The organism is uncultured Sulfitobacter sp., assembly GCF_947497275.1.
Taxonomy (GTDB): Bacteria; Pseudomonadota; Alphaproteobacteria; order Rhodobacterales; family Rhodobacteraceae; genus Sulfitobacter.
The window spans coordinates 643,532-660,972 of the sequence record NZ_CANMFS010000001.1; the positions used below are offsets into that span (position 1 = coordinate 643,532).

17 protein-coding genes are annotated in these 17,441 nt (G+C 61.6%); 6 read left to right on the forward strand and 11 right to left on the reverse strand.

All coding sequences use genetic code 11. From position 1 onward, the window contains the following. The first annotated feature begins 264 nt into the window (after window positions 1-264). Window positions 265-1,560, forward strand: coding sequence for a DUF2254 domain-containing protein (locus Q1A06_RS03125; RefSeq protein ID WP_299558538.1), 1,296 nt, complete (start codon window positions 265-267; stop codon window positions 1,558-1,560). 100 nt (window positions 1,561-1,660) lie between these two features. Here Q1A06_RS03125 and Q1A06_RS03130 read toward each other — a convergent pair whose 3' ends face one another. Next, window positions 1,661-2,983: an HlyC/CorC family transporter gene (locus Q1A06_RS03130; RefSeq protein ID WP_299558540.1), complete on the reverse strand. Its 1,323-nt coding sequence runs from the start codon at window positions 2,981-2,983 to the stop codon at window positions 1,661-1,663. Between the two features lie 72 nt (window positions 2,984-3,055). Between Q1A06_RS03130 and Q1A06_RS03135 the strand changes: the two genes are divergently transcribed. Next, on the forward strand, window positions 3,056-3,874 hold the full coding sequence (locus tag Q1A06_RS03135; RefSeq protein WP_299558541.1) for a metallophosphoesterase family protein: 819 nt from the start codon (window positions 3,056-3,058) through the stop codon (window positions 3,872-3,874). Here the strand turns inward: Q1A06_RS03135 and Q1A06_RS03140 are convergent. Genes Q1A06_RS03140 through Q1A06_RS03150 form a run of 3 tightly spaced genes read right to left on the reverse strand, consistent with a single transcriptional unit; the run spans window position 3,829 to window position 6,528 of the window. Further along, window positions 3,829-4,788 (reverse strand): site-specific tyrosine recombinase XerD, encoded by a 960-nt coding sequence (locus Q1A06_RS03140; protein ID WP_299558542.1) that lies wholly within the window; start codon window positions 4,786-4,788, stop codon window positions 3,829-3,831. The two genes, Q1A06_RS03135 and Q1A06_RS03140, sit on opposite strands and share 46 nt — an antisense overlap. After that, window positions 4,785-6,383, reverse strand: a complete 1,599-nt coding sequence (locus tag Q1A06_RS03145; protein ID WP_299558544.1) for a hypothetical protein — start codon at window positions 6,381-6,383, stop codon at window positions 4,785-4,787. The genes Q1A06_RS03140 and Q1A06_RS03145 overlap by 4 nt, the downstream gene beginning before the upstream one ends. After that, window positions 6,376-6,528, reverse strand: coding sequence for a hypothetical protein (locus Q1A06_RS03150; RefSeq protein ID WP_299558546.1), 153 nt, complete (start codon window positions 6,526-6,528; stop codon window positions 6,376-6,378). The genes Q1A06_RS03145 and Q1A06_RS03150 overlap by 8 nt, the downstream gene beginning before the upstream one ends. A gap of 77 nt (window positions 6,529-6,605) precedes the next feature. Between Q1A06_RS03150 and Q1A06_RS03155 the strand changes: the two genes are divergently transcribed. Both Q1A06_RS03155 and aroB read left to right on the forward strand, forming a co-directional pair. Further along, a complete protein-coding gene (locus Q1A06_RS03155; protein ID WP_299558547.1) occupies window positions 6,606-7,202 on the forward strand; it encodes a shikimate kinase in 597 nt (198 codons plus the stop codon). Beyond that, complete coding sequence (aroB, locus tag Q1A06_RS03160; protein ID WP_299558548.1) at window positions 7,195-8,307, forward strand: 3-dehydroquinate synthase; 1,113 nt, start codon at window positions 7,195-7,197, stop codon at window positions 8,305-8,307. Before Q1A06_RS03155 ends, aroB begins: the two co-directional genes overlap by 8 nt. Before the next feature lie 4 nt (window positions 8,308-8,311). Here the strand turns inward: aroB and Q1A06_RS03165 are convergent, their stop codons facing one another. Together Q1A06_RS03165 and ssb are read right to left on the reverse strand one after the other, a co-directional pair. After that, complete coding sequence (locus Q1A06_RS03165) at window positions 8,312-8,617, reverse strand: hypothetical protein (RefSeq protein ID WP_299558549.1); 306 nt, start codon at window positions 8,615-8,617, stop codon at window positions 8,312-8,314. 9 nt (window positions 8,618-8,626) lie between these two features. Beyond that, the gene (gene ssb / locus Q1A06_RS03170; RefSeq protein WP_299558550.1) at window positions 8,627-9,085 is read right to left on the reverse strand and encodes a single-stranded DNA-binding protein; all 459 of its coding nucleotides are present in this window, start codon (window positions 9,083-9,085) and stop codon (window positions 8,627-8,629) included. 219 nt (window positions 9,086-9,304) lie between these two features. Between ssb and Q1A06_RS03175 the strand changes: the two genes are divergently transcribed. Then, window positions 9,305-9,901 carry a transglycosylase SLT domain-containing protein gene (locus Q1A06_RS03175; protein WP_299558551.1) on the forward strand — a complete coding sequence of 199 codons (597 nt, stop codon included), beginning with the start codon at window positions 9,305-9,307 and terminating at the stop codon, window positions 9,899-9,901. A gap of 161 nt (window positions 9,902-10,062) precedes the next feature. Continuing rightward, window positions 10,063-10,479 (forward strand): hypothetical protein, encoded by a 417-nt coding sequence (locus Q1A06_RS03180; RefSeq protein WP_299558552.1) that lies wholly within the window; start codon window positions 10,063-10,065, stop codon window positions 10,477-10,479. A gap of 70 nt (window positions 10,480-10,549) precedes the next feature. Here Q1A06_RS03180 and Q1A06_RS03185 read toward each other — a convergent pair whose 3' ends face one another. The 5 genes from Q1A06_RS03185 to miaA all read right to left on the reverse strand — a co-directional run bounded on the left by Q1A06_RS03185 (window position 10,550) and on the right by miaA (window position 17,425). Then, window positions 10,550-12,643: an ABC transporter ATP-binding protein gene (locus Q1A06_RS03185; RefSeq protein WP_299558553.1), complete on the reverse strand. Its 2,094-nt coding sequence runs from the start codon at window positions 12,641-12,643 to the stop codon at window positions 10,550-10,552. 105 nt (window positions 12,644-12,748) lie between these two features. After that, window positions 12,749-14,215, reverse strand: coding sequence for an ABC transporter permease (locus Q1A06_RS03190; RefSeq protein WP_299558554.1), 1,467 nt, complete (start codon window positions 14,213-14,215; stop codon window positions 12,749-12,751). 15 nt (window positions 14,216-14,230) lie between these two features. Then, on the reverse strand, window positions 14,231-15,277 hold the full coding sequence (locus Q1A06_RS03195; RefSeq protein ID WP_299558556.1) for an ABC transporter permease: 1,047 nt from the start codon (window positions 15,275-15,277) through the stop codon (window positions 14,231-14,233). Window positions 15,278-15,582: 305 nt separating this feature from the next. Beyond that, on the reverse strand, window positions 15,583-16,428 hold the full coding sequence (locus Q1A06_RS03200; protein WP_299558558.1) for an AraC family transcriptional regulator: 846 nt from the start codon (window positions 16,426-16,428) through the stop codon (window positions 15,583-15,585). 115 nt (window positions 16,429-16,543) lie between these two features. Beyond that, window positions 16,544-17,425: a tRNA (adenosine(37)-N6)-dimethylallyltransferase MiaA gene (gene miaA / locus Q1A06_RS03205; RefSeq protein WP_299558560.1), complete on the reverse strand. Its 882-nt coding sequence runs from the start codon at window positions 17,423-17,425 to the stop codon at window positions 16,544-16,546. Between the last annotated feature and the right edge of the window lie 16 nt (window positions 17,426-17,441).

Here is a 17,441-nt window from a genome sequence, read left to right on the forward strand (position 1 = left end):
GGCTCATGATCCTTGCACCGGGCATCGGCAAGTGCCTGCGACAGGGCAAGCCGGAAAAGGTCAGGACATGTCGCGAAGATTTATGTGCGACCGGCTCGCCGTCTCTTTTGCGTGCCGGTCATTCCGGATCGTGGCGCGATGTGCGCCCTCGCTTTAAGGGGGCATACGACAATCTTCGTGCAGGGCCGTTTGACGGAAATCGCGGTTCATTAAAAGGTGTCAAATTTCCATTTTCGAAACAGGAATTTATGCTATCAGCGGCGAATGGAATTTATCTACAATCTATTCAGTTCAATCCCGACGACCGTTCTGCGCAAGGCACGACAGTATACCCGCAAACTTTGGGTGCGCGTTCTGTTGATGGGGTTGCTCGCAATCGTCGCCGTGGGGATCAGCCAGCTGATCGAATTTCTCATTCCGGACGAGCTGGCACAAAGCGTCGGTGGATCTTCTGCGGACCGTCTGTTGAACGTCATCGCCAGCGCGATGCTGTCCGTAACGATCTTCTCGATCACGGTGATGGTATCGGTCTATCAGTCTTCATCGACACAGTGGACCCCGCGCATTCACCGTTTGATCATGCAAGATCGCGTGACGCAGAACACGCTCGCGGTGTTCATCGGCGCCTACGTCTATGCACTCCTCGGGATCATGTTGCGCGAACTTGGGACCTACAAAGATGAACACGCTTTCGTACTGTTCTGGATGACAGTCTTGGTACTGGTGGTAATTGTCGTCTATCTGATCCGCTGGGTGCTGCACCTTCAGGGGTTCGGACAGCTGATCGATATTACCCGGCAGATTGAACAGGTTACCCGCGACCAGTTCAAGGAGCGGCTGTCGCTGCCCTGTCTCGGGGCGATACCGCTGACCGGTGACGTTCCAGAGGACTGCCGACCGCTCAGGGCGTGGCAAAGCGGCTATATCCAGCACATCTATCCCGAGGCTCTCAACGCGCTGGCCGAAGAATACGAGACGGATTTGTATCTGACCGAGAACATCGGGAGTTTCGTTTTTCTTGATGCGCCCGTTCTGCATGTCGTGCAAAAGGGCGCCGATCTGGACTGGGACGCGCTGTGCGAGGAAGTGCGGGGCTGTTTGATACTTGGCGATCTGCGTACCTACGACCAAGATCCGCGTTTCGGCCTGATCGTCATGGGAGAGGTCGGATCAAAGGCGCTCTCGCCCGGTGTGAACGACCCCGGAACGGCAATCGACGTGATCACGCGCATCGGTCGGATCCTGTCGGACTACAAGGACGAGACGGAAACGACCCCGGACGAAAAGCTTGAGCACATTCACGTACGGCCGCTGGATCCCGCCGATCTGCTGCGGGACGGCTTCGGCGCGCTGTCGCGGGACGGCGCGGGATCGCTGGAGGTGCAGCAACGTTTGCAACAAACGTTGAGCGGGCTGATGCAGCACCCCGACGAGGGGCTGCGGATCGCGGCCAGAAAAATGGCGAAGAACGAACTGCAACGCGCGTTTCAGGCGCTCAGCTTTGAACCGGACCGCGCGGCGCTACGGTTGTCGGCGGATGATTCGGTCGAACTCGACTGAATAGGCCGCCGCCGCTGCCGGTGCGGCGCATCATGACCAGTGCAAGGCCCGGATGTGACGGTTGATCTCGCAATTGGACCATCTGAGCATCCCGGCGCAGTTAGTCCTCGCTGTCGGCAAGCTTACGGATCTTCAGCTGAGTGACGCGATTGCCCAGTCGTTCGAGCACTTCGAAGCGGAAGCCGTGAAATGAAAACACCTGTCCCCGTGTCGGTATCATCTGCGCCTCGTGGATGACCAACCCTGCGACGGTGTTGGCCTCGTCATCGGGCAGGTTCCAGTCGTTGGCACGGTTTAGGTCGCGGATGGTCATGGCGCCATCGACGATGAACTGCCCGTCACCCGCCGTCTTAACCGGATGATCGGCAAGAGGGTCGAACTCGTCTGTGATTTCGCCCACGATCTCTTCGAGAATATCTTCGAGTGTGATCAATCCCTGAAGCGAGCCGTATTCGTCAACCACCAGCGCGAAATGCGTCCGCCGGTGCAGGAACTGTCTCATCTGTTCGTCCAGCGTCGATGTCTCGGGGACAAAATAGGGCTCCATCGCGACATCGGAGATATCGAAATTCTTGAGCGCTGCGGCCTCGCCCTCGGGACCTCCGATCAACTTGTACATGGCGCGCAGCAGATCCTTGGCATGAATCACGCCCACGATATTTTCGGGATCGTCGCGAAACACCGGCAGCCGCGTGTGATTGGAGCGCAGACATTGCCCAAGGATCGCCTCTGGCGCGTCGGAAGCGTCAATCATCTCGATCCCCGAACGGTGAAGCATGATTTCCTCGACCGCGCGTTCGCGCAGGTCGAGCGCGCCGAGAATGCGGTCGCGGTCTTCCTTTTCGACAACACCTTCGGAGTGACCCAGTTGCAGTGCCCCCGCGATTTCCTCGCGTACGGCAAGAATGTTGCTGTCGGGGTCGACCGTCACACCCAGCAGGCGCAGGATACCGCGCACGAAAAACCGCACCGCCATCACCACCGGCGCAAATACCAGCACCACAAGCCCGATGGGTCGAGACACAAGTGCCGCAGCGGTTTCCGCATTCGTGATGGCGTAGGTCTTGGGGAGGACTTCGGCAAAGACAAGCACCAGCAGTGTCATCACCAAAGTTGCCAGCGCCACGCCGCTTTCCCCGAAAAGGGTGGTGAACAGCGAGGTCGCCAGCGAGGCCGCGAGGATGTTGACGAGGTTGTTGCCCAGCAGCACCGATCCGATCAGGCGCTCATTGTCCTCGGTGATCGCCAGCGCACGCTGCGCGCCGCCCGATCCCTTGTCGGCCTGCGCGCGCAGCTTGCCGCGCGACGCGGCGGTAAGCGCTGTTTCAGAGCCTGAAAAGAACCCCGACAGAACGAGCAAGAACACGATGATCGCGATCGAAAACCAGATGGCCGTATCCGGCGTTGCCTGCGGCAAGTCCATGTGGGAAACCTTTCAGCATGATACAGCTGTGTTATGGTGGTATCGGGACATGCATTCAAGGTGGAGCGGAACATGAAACATCGCGATTTGGGCGATCTGGACGGCGATATCGTCTTGTTTGGTGGGCCTTATTCGAATGTTCAGGCGCTCGAAGCATTGTTTGAATGGGCGCGCGATGCGGGCGTGACGCCCGATCGCATGATCTGTACCGGCGACGTCGTGGGGTATTGCGGCGCAGCCGCCGCGTGCGTCGAGGCAGTGCGCGCATCGGGCTGTACGCTGGTGGCCGGCAACTGCGAGATCCAGCTTGCGACAGACGCGGCCGACTGTGGCTGCGGGTTTTCCGAAGGATCGGTCTGCGACACGCTGAGCAGCGCATGGTTCACCCACGCCCGATCAGAGCTGAACGCGGACCAGAAGGCGTGGCTTGGCGGTGCGCACGACGTCGTTACCTTCAACCACGGTGCAAAACGCTACGCGGTGCTGCACGGCGGAAGCACGGATGTGTCGCGTTTCATATGGGAAAGCGACGAGGAGGCACTGTTTGTGCGCGAATGGGCGGCGCTGGAAAAACATACGGGTCCGGTCGACTCAATTGTTGCCGGGCACGGCGGGCTGCCGTTCCTGCGGCTGACCGCGCGGGGTCCGTGGATCAATACCGGTGTGATCGGAATACCGCCCAATGACGGCGCCCCGCAAACCCGGTTTGGTTTTCTCAGCGGTGGACAGTTGCGGATCGAACACCTGACCTATGACGTCGATGCTGCAATGCGCGACATGTCGGATGCGGGCTTGCCCGAGGCCTGCCGCACTGCGTTGAAGTCAGGGTATTGGCCGTCGCAGGATCACTTGCCCGAATCCTTGCGGGTGGCCGAGGCCGACAAGGGATGATGCTCCAGCACCAGTTCTGACAGCCGCGCTTCGAGGACGTGGGTGTAGATTTCGGTCGTGGCTACATCCGCATGACCCAACATCGTCTGGATCGCGCGCAGATCGGCACCTCCGGCCAGCAGATGTGTCGCAAAAGCATGGCGCAGGGTATGCGGCGTCACCTTCGCCGGATCCACCCCGGCATCCACTGCAATCTCCTTGATCAGCAGATAGAAGCGGTGGCGGGTAAGGTGCCCTTGCTTGCCGCGCGAGGGAAACAGGAACTTCGACGCAGGCAGCTTCTTGGTCGCACGGTCCGCCTCGTGCGCATCACGCAGGCCGATCCACGCTGCGAGAGCGGCGCGCGCGTCCGGCGACAGCGGTACCATCCGCTCCTTGCCGCCCTTGCCGAGGATCAACAGCAACCTCGGATCACCGCGCGTCGCAGCGACCGGGAGGCCGACCAGCTCGGTCACACGCATTCCCGTGGCATAGAGCAGCTCCATCAGGCAGGTGTTGCGCACCCTGTCTGCGTCGGTGCGCCCGGTTTCACGAGCGGCCCCAAGCAGACGGTCCACTTCTTCGACGGACAGGATCCTGGGCAGGCGTTTGTCCTGGCCCGGCCCGCTGATCTGGATTGCGGGGTTGTCGGTGCGCAGCCCTTCCTCGAATGTGAACCGGTACAGCTGTTTGATCGCCGACAACCGTCGCGCCCGGGTCGATTTCGCCAATCCCTGTGCCGCGCAGTGAACCAGGTAATTTTCCACATCGTCCCTGCCGGCATCTTCGAAACCACTGCCGCGGTGCGCGAGCCAGCTGTCAAAATCCTTGAGATCGCGGCCATAGGCCAACAGGGTGTTGGTCGCGGCGCCCAGCTCTGCCGACTGCGCTTCGAGAAACATCGAGATCCACGAGGACGGCGCGCGCAGGGTCATCGCGGGGCCTGCGCCAGAAGGATCTGCAGGGCGGCCCGGCGCGCAGTGTCTTCGAGGCCGAGCGCGCGCAATGTGCCGAGCGCACCACGCAACGCGCCCGTGTCGCCCCGCGCCCCGGCGCGCAACGCGTCCAGCGTGTGCAGCAATGCCTCGCCAAGCCTTCCGGCGCGGACCATGGCCACCAGATCCGGTTTCGCTGTGTCCCCAGCGAAAACATCGTGAACCGCCCGCGCCAGCGCATCCTCCGGCGCCCTGTCCGCGGCGGTACCGGTGGCCGTGGCCAGTATGACATCCGTGTGCGGACCAAGCGGCACCTGAGCGCCGGCCAGAGCCGCCAGTTCATAATCGGGTGACAGCAGCCCGATTTCAAGCTGTGTGCGGCGCGCCCGTCCTGTCAGCGGTATCTTGGCCAGCCGGTCGTGAAATGCAGCGGCAAAGCTCACTTCGAGCCCTGCATCCCGCATGGCCCTCCACGCTTGTGGCATGGTTTTCGCGACCGCTTCCGCGCTGCGCGTGTTGAGCGCCGTATCGAACCGTTGGACTGCGTCGACACGGTCCCAGATACCACCCGATGCCGCCGGTTTACGCTCCGTGTAAAGGCCGAGCAGGCGATTGTCCGGCAGAGCACCTGCGCGGGTCAGACGCTCCGCTGCCTGCAACTGCGATTTCCAACCTCTCAGGTCGCGCAGATCAGCCACCGCATAGGCGCGCGGCAGCGGTCCCGACGGCAGTGGCTCGCCGATGGTTTCGAACAATCGAAAGGTAAGCGGGTCGATCCGGCGCGGCACGGGCAGGGGGGCCGCATCCTCGAAAAGATCGGGATTCAGAAACCGGTCGAGCACATCCAGCGTCTCATTCGGCAACAGTGCCAGCGCCTTCGCCGAACCGAGCGTCAGCGCCGCAGTATCCCAATCGCCGCTCCGCGCCGCACAGAATATGCGCAATCCGATATTCCGGCTCAGATAAGGCGCGCGCGCAAGCACCGTACAGACGGCATCTTCGGTGCCCGCGAGCAGGCTCAGGTCGGCCCAGAGATCGAAAAGCGCCGGGTCGTCCCGGCCACCCGCCTGTTCCACCAGCGCCAGACCGGGATCGACCGCGCCGAGTTGCAAAAGTTTGTGTACCCGCGCACGGGTAAGCGCATCCTGCGCGCGATCATCCACAACAGTGGCGTTGGCCAGCAGGACAGTGAACAAAAGCGCATTCGCCGCCGGAAGTTCGAGATCGTCGAGGTCGGTGATCAAATCGACAAGAACGCCGGTCTCGCTCGCGCGCCACAAATCCGGTGCGATGCCGGTCATCGTCTCGGGGACCAGACCCACCGTGCGCGGCGCGGCCCCGTCGAGCGGGCGGATGGTGATCCGGGGTGCACTGCCGGTGGAGGCCACCGACGGCTCGTCGATCTTCGCGCCGGGGCCTGGCGCGGTCTGTGGCGCACGCGGCAGCCGGGCCAACGGCAGAGGCTTGTCCAGCCAATCAATGGCGGAGAGGGGCGCGGACGTGTCGTTCTGCGCGTGCGCGGGGTGCGGCATGAATACGCCGATCACCGCCGCGCAAACCCCCAGGTGCCGCCACCCGAACACCCGTCTATTCATCCTGCAAGGTTACAGGTGCCCGAATCTCGTTTTTCGGCGGTGCGAAGTCGACACCGAAAAACGGAGCGATATAGGCAAAGCCGACAAGCCCGATAAATCCGAGGATCAATAGGATTATCAGTAACTTGAAGAGTTTTCCTAACATGTATGCCTGCCTTTTTCGCCTGTATTTTTGGAAACTATATATGGCCTTTTCGGCAAGATCACGTCATTCAGGCAAAGATGAGCGAAATTGAGCAGACCACGGCTGACATCCGCCGACCGAAAGGTGGCTACCTCTTGAAAAAGACGGTGGCGCTGGTGGGTATGATGGGGGCAGGCAAAACCGCCGTTGGACGGGCGGTTGCGCTCAAGCTTGATGTGCCTTTCCTCGACAGCGATGCCGAGATCGAAGCCGCCGCGAACCTGTCGGTGCCCGAGATATTCCAGCGCGACGGCGAAACGTTCTTTCGCAAGCGCGAAGCGGAGGTGGTCAGCCGCCTGCTCAACACTCAGATCGGTATTCTGTCGACGGGTGGCGGGGTCTATCTGTCGGAGACGAACCGGGACAATATCGCGCGCAAGGGCGTGGCGCTCTGGCTGGATGCGGACCTTGAGTTGCTGTGGAGCAGGGTACGGAACAAGGACACGCGACCGCTGTTGCGGACCGCCGACCCCCGCGCGACCCTCGCGGCGCTTCTGGAGGCGCGCAAGCCTGCTTATGAACGCGCCGGGCTGTCGGTGCGGTGCCGCGCGCATCTGTCGGTGGATGCGATGGCGCTGCGCGTGATCGATACATTGCTGACCCGACCGGACGTATTGGAGAAAACGGATGCGTGAAATCGTTCATGTTGATCTGCCGGGGCGTGCCTACGATGTTCACATCGGTCCCGGTCTGCTTGCGGAAGCAGGTGCGCACATCGCGCCGTTGCTGCGCCGGCCGCGTGTCGCGGTGATCAGCGATGAAACCGTGGCGGCGCTGCACGTTGAAAGCCTGCGCGCGGGATTGGCCCGCGACGGGATCGAGATGAAGGTGCTTGCACTGCCGCCGGGCGAGGCCACGAAGAGCTGGCAACAGCTGCAAACCTGCCTTGACTGGTTGCTCGACCTGCAGGTCGAACGCGGCGATATCGTCGTGGCGTTCGGCGGTGGTGTAATCGGCGATCTTGCAGGGTTCGCCGCAGCAATCTTGCTGCGCGGAGTGCGTTTTGTGCAGGTGCCGACATCATTGCTGGCGCAGGTCGACAGCTCTGTCGGCGGCAAGACGGGGATCAACACGCGCCACGGCAAGAATCTGGTGGGCGCGTTCCATCAACCCAGTCTCGTCCTTGCCGATACCGCCGTTCTGGGCACGCTAGAGCCGCGCGATTTTCTTGCGGGCTATGGTGAGGTCGTGAAATACGGGCTGCTGGGTGATGCATCCTTTTTCGATTGGCTTGAGGAAAACGGCCCCGCGCTGGCGCAGGGCGACGGACCCGCGCGGGTGGAGGCGGTGCGCCGCTCGGTCCGGATGAAGGCCGATATCGTTACCCGCGACGAGACTGAGCAAGGCGAACGGGCGCTTCTTAACCTTGGCCACACTTTCTGTCACGCGCTGGAGGCCGCAACGGGATATTCCGACCGGCTGCTTCACGGCGAGGGCGTGGCGATCGGCTGCGCGTTGGCGTTTGGATTGTCGGCGCGCATGGGATTGTGCGCACAGGAAGATCCGAGCCGCGTACGCGCGCACCTGCATGAAATGGGGATGAAAAAAGATCTGCGCGACATCGCGGGCGCGCTTCCGGACGCGCAGGCGCTGGTGGCGCTGATGGGGCAGGACAAGAAGGTCGTGGACGGGCAGTTGCGCTTCATTCTTGCCCGCGGGATCGGCCAGGCGTTCGTAGCATCGGAGGTGGACGGGGCCGATGTGGTCGCGGTATTGGAAGAGGCGCTCGCGCTGTCCTGAACTTTCAGGAGCCGTCGTGCGGCCCCCGCGGATCGATATCCCAGCGCTTGCAGAACCACCAGAACAGCGGCGCTTCGATTACCGTGGCAGCAACGAGGGTGAACACCCACCACGGCACATCCACACCAGGCAATCTCAACGAAATGCCCCCGTAAGCGAAGCCGACGCAGATCAGCATGAAAACCGTGAGGCCTGCGTCGATCAGAAGCATCCTGCCGATCGTCTTTCGCGAAAGGCGCGGATAGACGGCGACATAGGCAAAGCCCAGAGTCGCCGCCACGAATATCAGGACTTTAAGCTCCGCTTGCACCGCGCCGGATCAGAACGGGATTTCGTCGTCCAGATCGCGCGACCCGCCGCCGCCGCCGCCCGAAGACTGGCCGCCACCGTATCCGCCGCCCTGGTCGTAGCCGCCGCCGCCGCTGTCACGCCCATCGAGCATGGTCAGCGTGCCACCGTAATTGCGCAGGACGACTTCGGTGGAATAACGGTCCGCGCCGGACTGGTCCTGCCATTTGCGGGTTTCGAGCTGCCCCTCGATATAGACCTTGGACCCTTTCCGCAGATATTGCTCGGCGATGCGCACGAGACCTTCGTTAAATATGGCAACGGTGTGCCATTCGGTCTTTTCGCGACGCTCGCCGGTGTTGCGGTCCTTCCAGTTCTCCGAGGTGGCGATGCGCAGGTTGCACACCTTGCCCCCATTCTGAAAACTGCGGACTTCCGGGTCGCGACCCAGGTTGCCGATAAGGATCACTTTGTTCACTGAGCCGGCCATGCGGGTCTCCCTCTTTTGTCAAATCTCGACGTAAAGTCGTGGGCGCGCGCCGAATCCGGGCCGCCCGTCGTCAGCCGTCGTTATAACGCGATCGGCTGACAGGGACACGCAGTTTTCCGCCCTTTTTGTGCTGTCCGGCCCGGCCCGATTTGGGACTGGTACGAAAGGCCTCCTTTGGTATAGTGCGCCCTAATCGAGATGCAGCGGGCAGGGGGCGTGATGCGCATAGCTTTGGTGGCAATCATCGTGGGAAGCCTCGTGACCGGCGCGCCCGCATCGGCCGACATCTTCTCGTCGAAAAGCCGAAGCAAGCTTTTCAGCGCCCAGAAGAAGCTCTTGGACAGCCGCGCCTCGAAGCAATATCACAGCTCCGCCCGCCTTCAGCCGCCCAAGGTCGTGACGCCAACCAAGTGGGATGACGAGACGTCCGTGCGCAAATATCGCGGTCGCTATAAGGGACCGTTCCTGAACATGGCGCGCGAAGCCGCGCGCAAACATGGCGTGCCCGAAGATCTGTTCCTGCGTCTGGTGCAGCAGGAGAGCGGCTGGAACCACAAGGCGCTGTCGCACAAGGGCGCGATGGGCCTTGCCCAACTGATGCCCGGCACGGCGGCACGGCTGCGTGTCGATCCCGCCGTTCCGGCGCAGAACCTCGAAGGCGGCGCGCGCTATCTGATGCAGCAATACCGTGCATTCGGTTCATGGCGGCTGGCCCTTGCCGCCTACAATGCCGGTCCCGGTGCCGTTAAGAAGTACGGCGGAATTCCGCCCTACAACGAGACCAAAAACTACGTGCGCATCATCGCCGGCAGCTAGGCGCACGGTCCTTGGCGCGCCGCGTGTGCCGTGCACGACTTCGGACACCCGGGTTTGACCACAAGCACTACGTCGCCCCAATGACTTCGCGTGCATGCCGCAATCTCGCCCCAATCATTGTCGATACCGTTAACTGTAACGAGCAGACAGTGAGTGACACAATGAGCAGCCACAGCACATTTCAGGACCGCATCGCCCGTATCAACGATCACAACGGTCGCGGCAGCGAAGCGATGGCGGGCGGTGAGGGCACGGCCACATCCAGGTTCAGCTCTCCGGTGGATGCCACGGCGCCGTCGGCCCGGCGCAATTACCAGCCGCTTCTCATGGGGCTGGTCTTGGGCATGATCGTCGGTGCCATCGCCGCGGGCCTTGAAAATCCAGAAATGCCATGGGGGCCCGGGTTTGAATACAATGCAATGATCGTTCTGCCGACGCTTCTGGCGCTGATGGCCGGGCCCGCGATGGTGATCGCCGGTTGCGTGATGCGCCACAGGTTCCCCACATTCTTCTTCTTCGCCGCCGCCTACTTCCCCGCCGTCATCGCAACAGCAATGGTCGATCTGCCGCTGTTCTGACACCGGCAGGTTCACAAATGACAAAAGGCAGCTCCCACAAAGCCGCCCTTGGTCGTTCTACGTGTACGCTCTATTCGGCGGCAAGCTCGCCCAGATCGATCACCTGCTCCATTCCATCGAACTCTTTCTGGTCCAGATGGCATTTGATCTGGTGATCTCCGCCCATCATCCGCATCGGCGGCACTTCGGTTTCGCACAGATTACCGCGCACCTTGGATTTCCAATTGCACCGCGTCTGAAACGGACAGCCCGAGGGCGGATTCATCGCCGACGGAATTTCACCCTCAAGAACAATGTGCTTTTTCTTCACCCGCGTATCGGCAATCGGAACGGCCGACAGAAGGGCCTCGGTGTAGGGGTGATAGGGCGGTGAAAACACCTGCGGCGTGGTCCCCAACTCGACGACGTGACCAAGGTACATCACCATGACGCGGTCCGCGAGATAGCGCACGATGCTCAGATCGTGGCTGATAAACAACAGCGTGGTCTTCTGCTCGCGCTGGATCTCCATCAGCAGATCCGTTACCGCCGCCTGCACCGACACGTCCAGCGCCGACACCGGCTCGTCCGCCACCACGATGCGCGCATCCCCTGCGAACGCCCGCGCGATCCCGACGCGTTGCTTTTGCCCACCCGAAAGCTGACGCGGCATCCGGTCGGCAAATTCGCGCGGCAGCTTTACCAGATCCAGCAGTTCAAGCATGCGGACCCGGCGTTCCTTCTCGTTCCTGCCAATCCTGAAAATCTCGAGCGCGCGAATGATCTGCCGGCCTACCGTCATCGACGGGTTCAGCGTATCGAAGGGGTTCTGGAAAACCATCTGAACATCGGCGACATTCTGGGTGGTACGTTCCTCGATAGGCACGTCGCCGATGCTCTGGTTGTCAAGCAGAATCTGCCCGTCGGTCGCCGTCTCGAGCCCCATCAGAACCTTGGCGAACGTCGACTTCCCGCAGCCCGATTCGCCCACGATAGCCAAAGTCTCGGACTCGCGCGCCTCGAAGGTCAGTGTTTCGTTGGCTTTCACCACCTTCTTATTGCCGCCGCCGAACATGGCATTGGCCGCAACCTGATAATATTTCTTTAGGTTGTCGATCTTGAGAACGACATCCCCCACATCTCCCTTGGTCTTGATTTCAGCGAGCCCCAGCGTGGCGGACCAATCTATTTCGTTGTGGCGCAGACACCGTGTCGCGTGCCTGTCGTTTCCCGGCACACTCTCCATCGCGATGGCTCGCTGGTCACAGCGACCCTTTTCGAAATAATCGCACCGGGGTCCAAAGTTACATCCCTTCGGGCGCTCGTGCGGCAGTGGAAAATTACCCGGTATTGCGACGAGCGGGCGCGCGTTCTTGTCTGCACCGGGCAATGGGATGGACCGGAAAAGCGCCTGCGTATAAGGATGACGCATCTCGTCGAACACGTCTTCGATCGATCCGCGCTCGACGGCCTCGCCGGAATACATCACGCAAATCCGGTCGCACGTCTCAAGCACCAGACCAAGATTGTGCGATATGAACAGCATCGATGTTCCGTATTTCTTGCCCAGATCCCTGACCAACTCGACCACGGCCGCTTCCACCGTGACATCCAGTGCGGTCGTCGGCTCATCGAGGATCAACAAGGACGGCTCACTCATCAGCGCCATCGCGATCACGATCCGCTGCTGCTGCCCGCCCGAAAGCTGGTGCGGATAAGCTTCCAAAATCCGCTTGGGATCCGGCAGCTTCACATCCGCCACGACCTGCAGCGCGCGATCATAGGCATCCTTTTCGGACATCCCGGCGTGGATCATCGGCACTTCCATCAATTGCTTGCCGATCCGCATCGCCGGATTGAGCGAGGCCATCGGCTCTTGATAGATCATCGCGATCTCCGAGCCCCGGATGTTGCGCAACTCGCCATCGTTCATATCGGCTAGATTACGCCCCTTGAACTTGATCGAGCCCCCGACGATGCGCCCATTCTTGCCCAGATCCTGCATGACGCCCAGCGCCACGGTCGACTTGCCGCAGCCACTTTCGCCAACCAGCCCCACAGCCTCGCCTGGCTTCACCGCGACGGAAAAATCCATCACCGCCGGTATCTCGCGCAATCGCGTGAAGAACGAAATCGAAAGCGCGTCGATTTCGAGGATCGGGCCGTCGTAGGTTTCTTCAGGCATCGTCATGTCTCCTATCGTGGAGGGCCTCCGAAACGGCACGCTGTCCATTTCTTTTGGCCGAAAATATCCCGGGGGTCCGGGGGCAGCGCCCCCGTACACCGCCCCTTAATCGCGCAGGCTTTCCTCGCGCAGCCCGTCCGCCAACAGGTTGAGCCCCAAAACAAGCGTCAACAAGGACACCGCAGGCGCAATCGCCGCATGCGGGTATATCGACAACAGCCGACGTCCCGCGTTGATTGTCGTGCCCCAGTCCGGGCTTTCCGACGAAAGGCCAAGACCGAAGAAACCCAGAGTGCCCAGCAGGATGGTGGTATACCCGATGCGAAGGCAGAAATCCACGATCAGAGGGCCCCGCGCATTGGGTAGGATCTCCCACAGCATGATATACCACGGTCCCTCGCCCCGGGTCTGTGCAGCGGCGACATAATCGCGCGTCTTGATGTCCATCGCGAGGCCACGCACGATCCGGAAGACCGTCGGCGCGTTCACGAACACAACCGATACGAACACCACCAGCAGATTGGGGTCGATGTCGAACCCGTCGAGAAACGCCGGCAGTCCGGGAATCGAATAGGTCGGTGTCGCGACCACCGCCCCATCGGTGCTGACCAGCGACAGATAGAACCAGGCACCAAAGCCCAGCACAATGATCAACAGCGGCGTTCGGAAACTCGGTTGCGTGTAATAGCGTGAGTTCAGCAGAACGGCGAGAAAGATCAGCGGAAAGACGAACAGAACGAGCGCCATGTAGTTCGGGATACCTGTCAGGACGATCTCCGGCGTCACCAGCAGATAAAACAGCAAGATCACCGGGAACGCGAGGATGAGATTGGCGAGAAACGACAGGAAAGTGTCGAGCTTGCCACCGTAGTACCCCGCCGGCAGGCCCAGTGTGATGCCCACCATGAAGGCAAAGAGCGTCGCGAACGGCGCGATCTTGATCACCACCCAGGCACCGTCGAAGAGCCGGCTGAACACGTCACGCGCCAGATTGTCGCCGCCCAGCAGGAACCAAATGTACTCGCCGTCTTCGCCGCCGCGCAGGGGGGTGCCGGGCGCCTTGTTCTTCATGCCCGAATACTGGCTCAGTGTGTCATGCGTCGTGACCCAGTCAAGCGCACCGCCGAAAAGCCCTGCGTACACCCAGAACATCACCAGACCGAAACCGATCATGCCCACCGTGCTGTCGAAGAGCTTGCCGTAAAGCCCCAGCTTGCGTTTGAAAGTGACCGACAGCGCAAAGGTCAGCACCAATGCCAACCAGACGGGGACGAGCTGCTGACTCATCGCGCCCAATATTCCCGCAGTTGTGCCCATCGCTGCGCCGAGGACGATGTAGATCAACGCGATGCAGACCACCGCGGCGAAGGAGTATCCGACGATCATACCGAGAAAGCCGGAAACACCTTTGTTCGCATCCATCGTGCCATCCGCATAGACGGCGCGGCCGCCGCTCGACGAAACGATGCCCGCAACGATCTGCGCCAGCGCCGCGATGATCAGCACGGCCGAAGCGAGTGCGAGGAAAAGATTGAGCGGTGCGAGCGCCCCGGTCCAGGTAAGATGTTCCATGTCCGTCTCCCTCCCTTAAGAAATGCGAATGCGTGGATTTAGGAAAACGTAGCCGATGTCGGATATCAGCTGCGTGAGCAGCACGACAAAGACCGACACGACAGACACCGCGAGCAGAAGCTCGATGTCGTTGTTGCTGGCTGCCTGAACGAGTACCCAGCCAAAGCCCTTGTAATTGAACAGCGTCTCGACGATCACCACCCCGTTGAGCAGCCAGGGGATCTGCAACATGATAACAGTGAACGGCGCTATCAGCGCGTTGCGCAGCGCGTGTTTGATCACGATGTTGCCGAAGCTGACACCCTTGAGCCGTGCTGTGCGGATGTATTGCGCCGTCATCACCTCGGTCATCGAGGCCCGCGTCATGCGCGCGATATATCCCATCCCGTAAAGCGAGATCGTCAGCACCGGCAGAAAGAAATTCTCGAAGGTGGCGTTTTCCATCGCCGAGGTGGCGGATCCCTTGAACCATTTGAGCCCGAAGGCAGACGAGGCGAAAACGGCGATAAAGATGACGCCCGACACATATTCCGGCGTGGCCGTCGACATGATCGAAACGGTCGACAGCGACCGGTCGAGCTTGGACCCTTCGCGCATGCCCGCGAGCACCCCGATGATCAGCGCCATCGGTACCATCAGCACCAGCACCCACAGCATCAGCTTGCCCGTAAGCGCGAGCCGCGTGGTGACGATCTTACCGACATCCTCGCGGAACACGGTCGAGTATCCCCAATCGCCCTGCAGGACACCGCAGAAGCTGCGCCGCTCTTCGACGGATGCGTTTTCGGGGAAACAGCGGCCCATAACGGTGCCGTTCTCCAGTTCAGTGACCCATCCCGGGACGACGCCCAGCCATTGACCGAATTTGACCGGCAAAGGTTCCAGATAGCCGCGGTTGCCGAGGTAGGACGATACGGCCTCATCGCTCATGCGAAAGTTGCCTTGTGTCTTGGCAAGCTTTTCGAGGTTCGGATAAAGGTTCGTCAGCCAGAACACGATGAACGTCAGGCACAGGGCCGTGACCAGCATCACGCCCAGACGTCTGAGGATGAATAGTCCCATAAAAGATAGTCCCCGTTGGCGGCTTGGCGATGAGAGAATGACCCCCGCCGTTGCTCCGGGCTTGGTGCCCGCTGTCTTTATTCATGTCCGGAAGATACAGCCTGATACTGCTTGCGCGCGTGCCGATCCGTTCGCTGCACGTCCCTCCCGCACACCGTGGATCCGGTGCGGCGTTGATCGTTTCGGTCGGATGCCGAAATTCTGGTTTCACCCATGAGGCACAAGTTTCCAACTCGCGTCAACGGTGTGTGGGTATAAACGTCCGTCATTTGCCCATTAAACCGGGTGGTTGGCCACCGACGCCGCTAAGGTGCGGCGCTCTGCCGCACGCGATGCTCTCGCGGCCCGGATCCGGAGTGCGGTGGTGTGGATCGGTTGCGCAACTGGCTTGGCGTCTGCCCGGTGTGCTGTTGCATGAAGCGGGTGAAATAGGCGGCGGAGCCAAAACCGAGATGATGCGAGATGTTGCGTGCCGGATGCGGCGTCGTTTCCAGCAGGGTGCGCGCCGCATGGACCACCCGTTCAGTCAGCAGATCGGCGGCGGTCTTTCCCGTCGCGGCCTTGACCGCGCGGCTGAGATGGGTGGGTGTAAAGCCGAGGGTTTGCGCGTAGTCGGCCATCGGCGCACCCGAAGCATAGCGCGCGCTTACCAGTTTGGCAAAGTCGCGCGACAACCGCTCTGCGGCGCTTCTGGGGGCCGGCACATGTTCCTCCTGCGCGATCTGGCGGCGCAACCAGACCGACATCAGCGCGACGTAGGCCTCCATCGCATCCTGGCGCAGCGGGCGCATCTGGTTCTGTTCGCGCTGCGCCGTTTCGATCAGACCGGCGATTTCGTACTGGACCTGAACGTCGCGCACGCGCAGCTGGCGCGCCATATCTGGCAGGCGCAACGGGGTGCCGTCCGGTATCAGAACGGCCTGGCCCATGCCCTGCCGTCCCAGATCGAGCGCGAACAGGGCACCTTTTGGAATGAACACCGCGTTGTGCGTGCCGACGCCGCGCCGGCGCCCATCCAGCAGCATCCGGCCCTGGCCGCGGGTAATCCAGACGAGCGTGTGATGCGGCCGGTCGTGCGCAAGCCCAAGTCGCCAGTCCTGTCCGCCGGACACCTGTGCCAGCGTGAGGATTTTCAGATGCGTCTCGCTCATTGAGGGTAGGGCTCCGTCAGGGGTGGGCAGACAGGGCCAAGCCCTGTCCGCGCAACCTTAACGCGAAGGTCGCTGAAGGCTAGGGCCAATCAACACATCTGGTCCAGTGCCGTTTTCACCGCAGGGTCAGCTTTTGCCAGCCGTACATCTTGCTGCGCTGCCACGTCCGTTGCCTTTTGGCGTAGCGGCGCGTTGCGATCACTGCGGCTTCGCGCGCCGCGTCAGAACTGATTTCGCCACGCAGATGTGCGACAAGTTCCGGCACACCGATGGCCCGGTGCGCAGGCAGCGCGGGGTCATAGCGGGGCAGGACTTCTGCGACCTCGTCCAACGCACCCTGCGCCAGCATTGCGTCGAAGCGCCGCGCGATCCGCGCGTTGAGCCATTCGCGCCCGACGTCGAGCGCGATGCGGGTACAGCTTTGCGGCGGCAGAAGCGGCGCCGGCGTGTCCCGCTGCCATTGCGACAAACCCCGCCCCGTCGCGCGCAGCACCTCCCACGCGCGTTGAACGCGGGCGCGGTTATCAAGATCGATTCCCGCAGCCGTTTGCCCATCGAGCTGTGAAACAAGGGCATCCATCGTCATCGCATCGGCCATGGACCGTACATCGGGAGGGGTAGCGGGGACCTGCGCGAGCCCTTCGGTCAACGCCTTGAAATACAGGCCCGTTCCGCCAACGATGATGGGTCGCGCACCATCTTGCAAAATGCCGGCGACCTCGCGCAGCCAGTGGCCGGTGGAATAGTCCTGGCGCTCCGCCACATGACCGTAGAGAAGATGCGGCGCACGGGCTTCCTCTGACGCATCGGGCCGTGCGGTGAGGACACGCCAGCAGGCGTAGACCTGGCTGGCATCGGCATTCACGATCACACCGCCACCATGCTGCACTATCTCAAGCGCCAGTGCGGACTTGCCGGACGCGGTCGGCCCCGCAATCAAGACAGGCCTGTCGAAGGGGATTTGCGCAATCAAGGCGGCGCGTTCGGTTTCCGACATTTCTTTTTCCCCAAGC

Bases quoted from the DNA above. Each gene is read 5' to 3' on its own strand.
- Q1A06_RS03125 (WP_299558538.1), top strand. From the start codon at position 265: ATGGAATTTATCTACAATCTATTCAGTTCAATCCCGACGACCGTTCTG.
- Q1A06_RS03130 (WP_299558540.1), bottom strand. From the start codon at position 2,983: ATGGACTTGCCGCAGGCAACGCCGGATACGGCCATCTGGTTTTCGATC.
- Q1A06_RS03135 (WP_299558541.1), top strand. From the start codon at position 3,056: ATGAAACATCGCGATTTGGGCGATCTGGACGGCGATATCGTCTTGTTT.
- Q1A06_RS03140 (WP_299558542.1), bottom strand. From the start codon at position 4,788: ATGACCCTGCGCGCGCCGTCCTCGTGGATCTCGATGTTTCTCGAAGCG.
- Q1A06_RS03145 (WP_299558544.1), bottom strand. From the start codon at position 6,383: ATGAATAGACGGGTGTTCGGGTGGCGGCACCTGGGGGTTTGCGCGGCG.
- Q1A06_RS03150 (WP_299558546.1), bottom strand. From the start codon at position 6,528: ATGTTAGGAAAACTCTTCAAGTTACTGATAATCCTATTGATCCTCGGA.
- Q1A06_RS03155 (WP_299558547.1), top strand. From the start codon at position 6,606: ATGAGCGAAATTGAGCAGACCACGGCTGACATCCGCCGACCGAAAGGT.
- aroB (WP_299558548.1), top strand. From the start codon at position 7,195: ATGCGTGAAATCGTTCATGTTGATCTGCCGGGGCGTGCCTACGATGTT.
- ssb (WP_299558550.1), bottom strand. From the start codon at position 9,085: ATGGCCGGCTCAGTGAACAAAGTGATCCTTATCGGCAACCTGGGTCGC.
- Q1A06_RS03175 (WP_299558551.1), top strand. From the start codon at position 9,305: ATGCGCATAGCTTTGGTGGCAATCATCGTGGGAAGCCTCGTGACCGGC.
- Q1A06_RS03180 (WP_299558552.1), top strand. From the start codon at position 10,063: ATGAGCAGCCACAGCACATTTCAGGACCGCATCGCCCGTATCAACGAT.
- Q1A06_RS03185 (WP_299558553.1), bottom strand. From the start codon at position 12,643: ATGCCTGAAGAAACCTACGACGGCCCGATCCTCGAAATCGACGCGCTT.
- Q1A06_RS03190 (WP_299558554.1), bottom strand. From the start codon at position 14,215: ATGGAACATCTTACCTGGACCGGGGCGCTCGCACCGCTCAATCTTTTC.
- Q1A06_RS03195 (WP_299558556.1), bottom strand. From the start codon at position 15,277: ATGGGACTATTCATCCTCAGACGTCTGGGCGTGATGCTGGTCACGGCC.
- Q1A06_RS03200 (WP_299558558.1), bottom strand. From the start codon at position 16,428: ATGAGCGAGACGCATCTGAAAATCCTCACGCTGGCACAGGTGTCCGGC.
- miaA (WP_299558560.1), bottom strand. From the start codon at position 17,425: ATGTCGGAAACCGAACGCGCCGCCTTGATTGCGCAAATCCCCTTCGAC.